Source organism: Maribacter sp. 4G9 (assembly GCF_002742265.1).
Taxonomy (GTDB): domain Bacteria; phylum Bacteroidota; class Bacteroidia; order Flavobacteriales; family Flavobacteriaceae; genus Maribacter.
Map to the genome: position 1 here is coordinate 1 of NZ_MDGL01000120.1, position 3,396 is coordinate 3,396.

Annotated in this window: 5 protein-coding genes; 2 read left to right on the forward strand and 3 right to left on the reverse strand. The window is 35.1% G+C overall.

Annotation, left to right across the window (positions count from 1 at the left end):
- The coding region (locus BFP75_RS11185; protein ID WP_317044528.1) for a group II intron maturase-specific domain-containing protein at positions 1-476 on the forward strand (476 nt) is incomplete at its 5' end.
- A gap of 105 nt (positions 477-581) precedes the next feature.
- Here the strand turns inward: BFP75_RS11185 and BFP75_RS11190 are convergent.
- From BFP75_RS11190 to BFP75_RS11200, 3 genes are read right to left on the reverse strand one after another with little or no spacing between them, the layout of a single operon-like run.
- Positions 582-1,337, reverse strand: a complete 756-nt coding sequence (locus BFP75_RS11190; protein WP_099545476.1) for a hypothetical protein — start codon at positions 1,335-1,337, stop codon at positions 582-584.
- A gap of 3 nt (positions 1,338-1,340) precedes the next feature.
- Positions 1,341-1,754, reverse strand: coding sequence for a hypothetical protein (locus BFP75_RS11195; protein ID WP_099545477.1), 414 nt, complete (start codon positions 1,752-1,754; stop codon positions 1,341-1,343).
- Positions 1,741-2,709 carry an SMODS domain-containing nucleotidyltransferase gene (locus BFP75_RS11200; RefSeq protein ID WP_099545478.1) on the reverse strand — a complete coding sequence of 323 codons (969 nt, stop codon included), beginning with the start codon at positions 2,707-2,709 and terminating at the stop codon, positions 1,741-1,743. The genes BFP75_RS11195 and BFP75_RS11200 overlap by 14 nt, the downstream gene beginning before the upstream one ends.
- Before the next feature lie 211 nt (positions 2,710-2,920).
- On the opposite strand from BFP75_RS11200, the gene BFP75_RS21830 reads away from it, so the two are divergent.
- Entirely contained in the window at positions 2,921-3,079 is a 159-nt protein-coding gene (locus BFP75_RS21830; RefSeq protein WP_165776521.1) for a hypothetical protein, read from the forward strand.
- The last annotated feature ends 317 nt before the right edge of the window (positions 3,080-3,396 follow it).

Below are 3,396 nucleotides of genomic sequence, written 5' to 3' on the forward strand. Positions count from 1 at the left end.
AGTTGTTGGGTTATAGGTTTACGCCAGTATATAAGAAAGGCGTAAAGGGTCATTATCAGTTAATAGTAAGCGAACAGGCTTGGCAAACACTTAAACGCAAGCTCAGGTATCTTACCAAGAAAACGCTGCCATTGTCATTAGTAGAAAGGTTACAACGGCTAAAACCCATCTATAAAGGGTGGTCGAACAATTTCCGATTAGGAAATATACATACCAAACTTAAAAAGCTGGATGAATGGTTACGGAACCGACTACGCTACTGTATATGGCACGATTGGAAGAAACCAGAGCGCAAACGCAAGAATCTCATTGGCTTAGGTATAAAACAGGATCAAGCGTATGCTTGGAGTAGAACAAGGATGGGAGGCTGGGCGGTAGCCCAAAGTCCTATACTGAGGACTACTATTACTGAAAAACGTCTAAGAAAAAGAGGTTACGAAAGTATGCTGGCGTACTACCTTAGTGTAAAGTTCTGATATAACGAACCGCCGTGTACGAGACCCGTACGCACGGTGGTGTGAGAGGCGCAGTCCGTTCCTAACTAGGGGCGGACCCGTCTACTCGATTAGCTGCTGTGCTTTTTAGATTTTCAGATTGGCTTTTAATTCATTCCACTTTTCCGAAAGATGCTTATTCATTTTATTGAAAACTTTACTGTCGAGTAGAATGGCCGCTCTAGAAAGTGATTTCTCGTAATTTATGATGTTGTCAATAATAAGATAGTCCAATTTACCTTTTTTTACAGTTGTGAAAATATTAGTGAATTGTTTGAAAACGGTATCTGTATTTTTGTGAAGCCTATAAACTTTTATTGTATCGTTAACTATCGAATATGGCAATGCTAATAGTAGTATTTGGATTAATAAGTTATCTGTTACAGTAAAAATTAAGGTAATGATTAACAGTAATACAATTCCAGATTGTATTAAGTGTTTAGTTATCATTTTTTTCGTAATGGATTTTGTAAAAAAAGAACTCTCAAAACAGTTAACACCAAGCTTATAAATACCTTTTTTTAAATCTTCATTGTTAAAGTAACCGGTTGAATTTTCTTCCGATAATTTTAATTTAAGACTATTATCTATAAAATCATTCTTCCTTTCAAATTCCGCATCGTGAAATAAGTGTCTTTGTATAATTTCTATGAAGAAATATGATATTGAAAGAATTACTAGAACAACATTTAAAGTGAATGAATAAGTGTTCTGTGGAAAAAAGTTGTCAACGATTAGAATAATTACAGCTACGATTGTCGATAGCCATAGAATTATATTTAAAGATTGACTTAATTTATTTACTAACTCGTAACTTTTTTCATATGGTACTTTTCTATCCATTATTTATTCTTTTGGTGTTTTGTGTTGAGCTTCTGGACCATACCATTTATCTGTTTCAAGCCATACTTCATAAAAATATAACCAAGCAGCGGCAATTGGTACTATATGTTTAGCGACAAGTAAATCTTTTTTCCATTTGAAATCTTTTGGATGGTAAAGACATAATGTTCCAGTATTTTTATAGAAATGTGGAGGATCTTCAACCAGTTCAGGTGAAATTACTCGCACTTGAGGGTTAAGACTTCCTCTATAGAGAACCGAAATTTTAAACTTTCGAAATTCTGGCTTTGGTTGTAACTCTCCTATAAATTCTACTTGGGTGCTAGTTTTTTTCTTTACTTTGAATTGAGGATAAATCGCCCTCATTGCACCTATTTGATTGTCAACTTTTGTTGATTTATTTCTATAAATCGCCATAAAAACCTTTCGAAGCTGGAATATTTCTACCTACCGATGATGAGATTGCTCCAGTCGAAGCAGCTTTTAAGCTACCTTCGCTTAATTTCTTTGAAAATGCTTTGGCTTCCTCAACATCACTTAATCTAAATTCCTTTCCAAAAACATCCTTCCAAATCTGAATGGCTTCGTCGTTTTCTTTATTGTCGGTATGTTCTTTAGCTTTATTTAGTTTATCTCGAACCGATTTAATCTTTTTTATGGCATCGTCGTATTGATTGTTTGTTTTGAATTTGTTTTTTTCGAGATAATATTCTGCATTATTGAACCACAATCGTATGGCTTCTTCGTAGTTTGTTATCTTATTTACATTGAAGTAGCTAATCATAGTTTCTTCAATCTGGAATGATGGAATTAGTTTTTTGTTCTCTCTATTCCAATATTTTACTGCCTTTATGACATCTTTTAATTTGTAATCATTATTTCTGTGTGAGTCATTGAGGTTGTTCGTCAATTGTTCAGGATAGCTGTAAGTCCAACTTTCCAAATCATAGTTAGGAATTAAATATCCACCGAAGCTTTCTTCAAAACTTGGAAGAACATCAAAATTGATAGCTTTTAATGTTACAGTAACACAGGGCCTATCTTGGGTAACCTTGTCTTTGTAGTCAGATATTGAGTTTAATTTATTCTTTATTTTAGATAGTACCGCTTGAGGTTTCGGAAGATTGCCATAATCATCTGTCCATTCATCTTTGTTTAATACAGCAAAAACATCAACATCGTCTAAAGGTCTAACCATTGTGTCTCTTTCATAAGAACCATTCACGAAAGTGCTGTCTATGTCTAAATCATTTTCATCTCTTGTAAGATGATTGGAAAGGTTGTTAGTAGCAGTATTTATCGTATCTTCCTGCTTATCTGTGACTGAAATATTATCAATCATTTCTTTAATTTTCTGCAAAAGTGTCGCCATATTCAAAATTTTATTAAAAAATTCCAAACATTATACCAATTATGTTAAAAGGACATTATGGCAGTAAATTCCAGAAAATCAGTGAATTGTTGGCATTGCAGCTAACGCAGGGCTATGTGAAGCCACGTTACGGATTTTAAATTTACGCAACTTGTTGGGATAAATTTACAAATACGTGTTGAACGTGGCCAGGTTGCATATAGCCGTTGATATGTACAGTTTTCCTCGATGGCGCCTAAAGGTGATAGGTTGGATGGTCCCTCATCCTACGGATTATGCAAACTGGCATGGCCCTGCGATGATGTACATTTCCCAAGGGGCGGGAATTGGAGCCTTTGGCGACAATGTAGCGACTTGGGTTCACCTTTAGGTGAATTGTACATCATCGTTTATGTATAAGATTAGTTGCGGTTTTGTGTGCGAGGATTTTCCGCAGGAAAATCAGACGTAACAAAAGTGCAACTACCTTTGTTTAAGCCTAAAATAGCAATTAATTTTATACTGTGTGCCTGTTGCACAAGTTATAAAAAAAGGGGCATTTCGATCTTGCCGATCCGTAAAAGGATCGTAACTTTAGGTATGCAGGGTAAAAAGGATTATCAAGAGAAGCTTTTCAATAATTTCCAATTAAGTGACCGGGTACCGCAGACGAATTTCTACCGTCGTTTAAAAGGCGTTTTGGATCTG

Coding starts and splice junctions, on each gene's coding strand:
- BFP75_RS11200 (WP_099545478.1), bottom strand. CDS start 2,709: ATGGCGACACTTTTGCAGAAAATTAAAGAAATGATTGATAATATTTCA.
- BFP75_RS11195 (WP_099545477.1), bottom strand. CDS start 1,754: ATGGCGATTTATAGAAATAAATCAACAAAAGTTGACAATCAAATAGGT.
- BFP75_RS11190 (WP_099545476.1), bottom strand. CDS start 1,337: ATGGATAGAAAAGTACCATATGAAAAAAGTTACGAGTTAGTAAATAAA.
- BFP75_RS21830 (WP_165776521.1), top strand. CDS start 2,921: ATGTACAGTTTTCCTCGATGGCGCCTAAAGGTGATAGGTTGGATGGTC.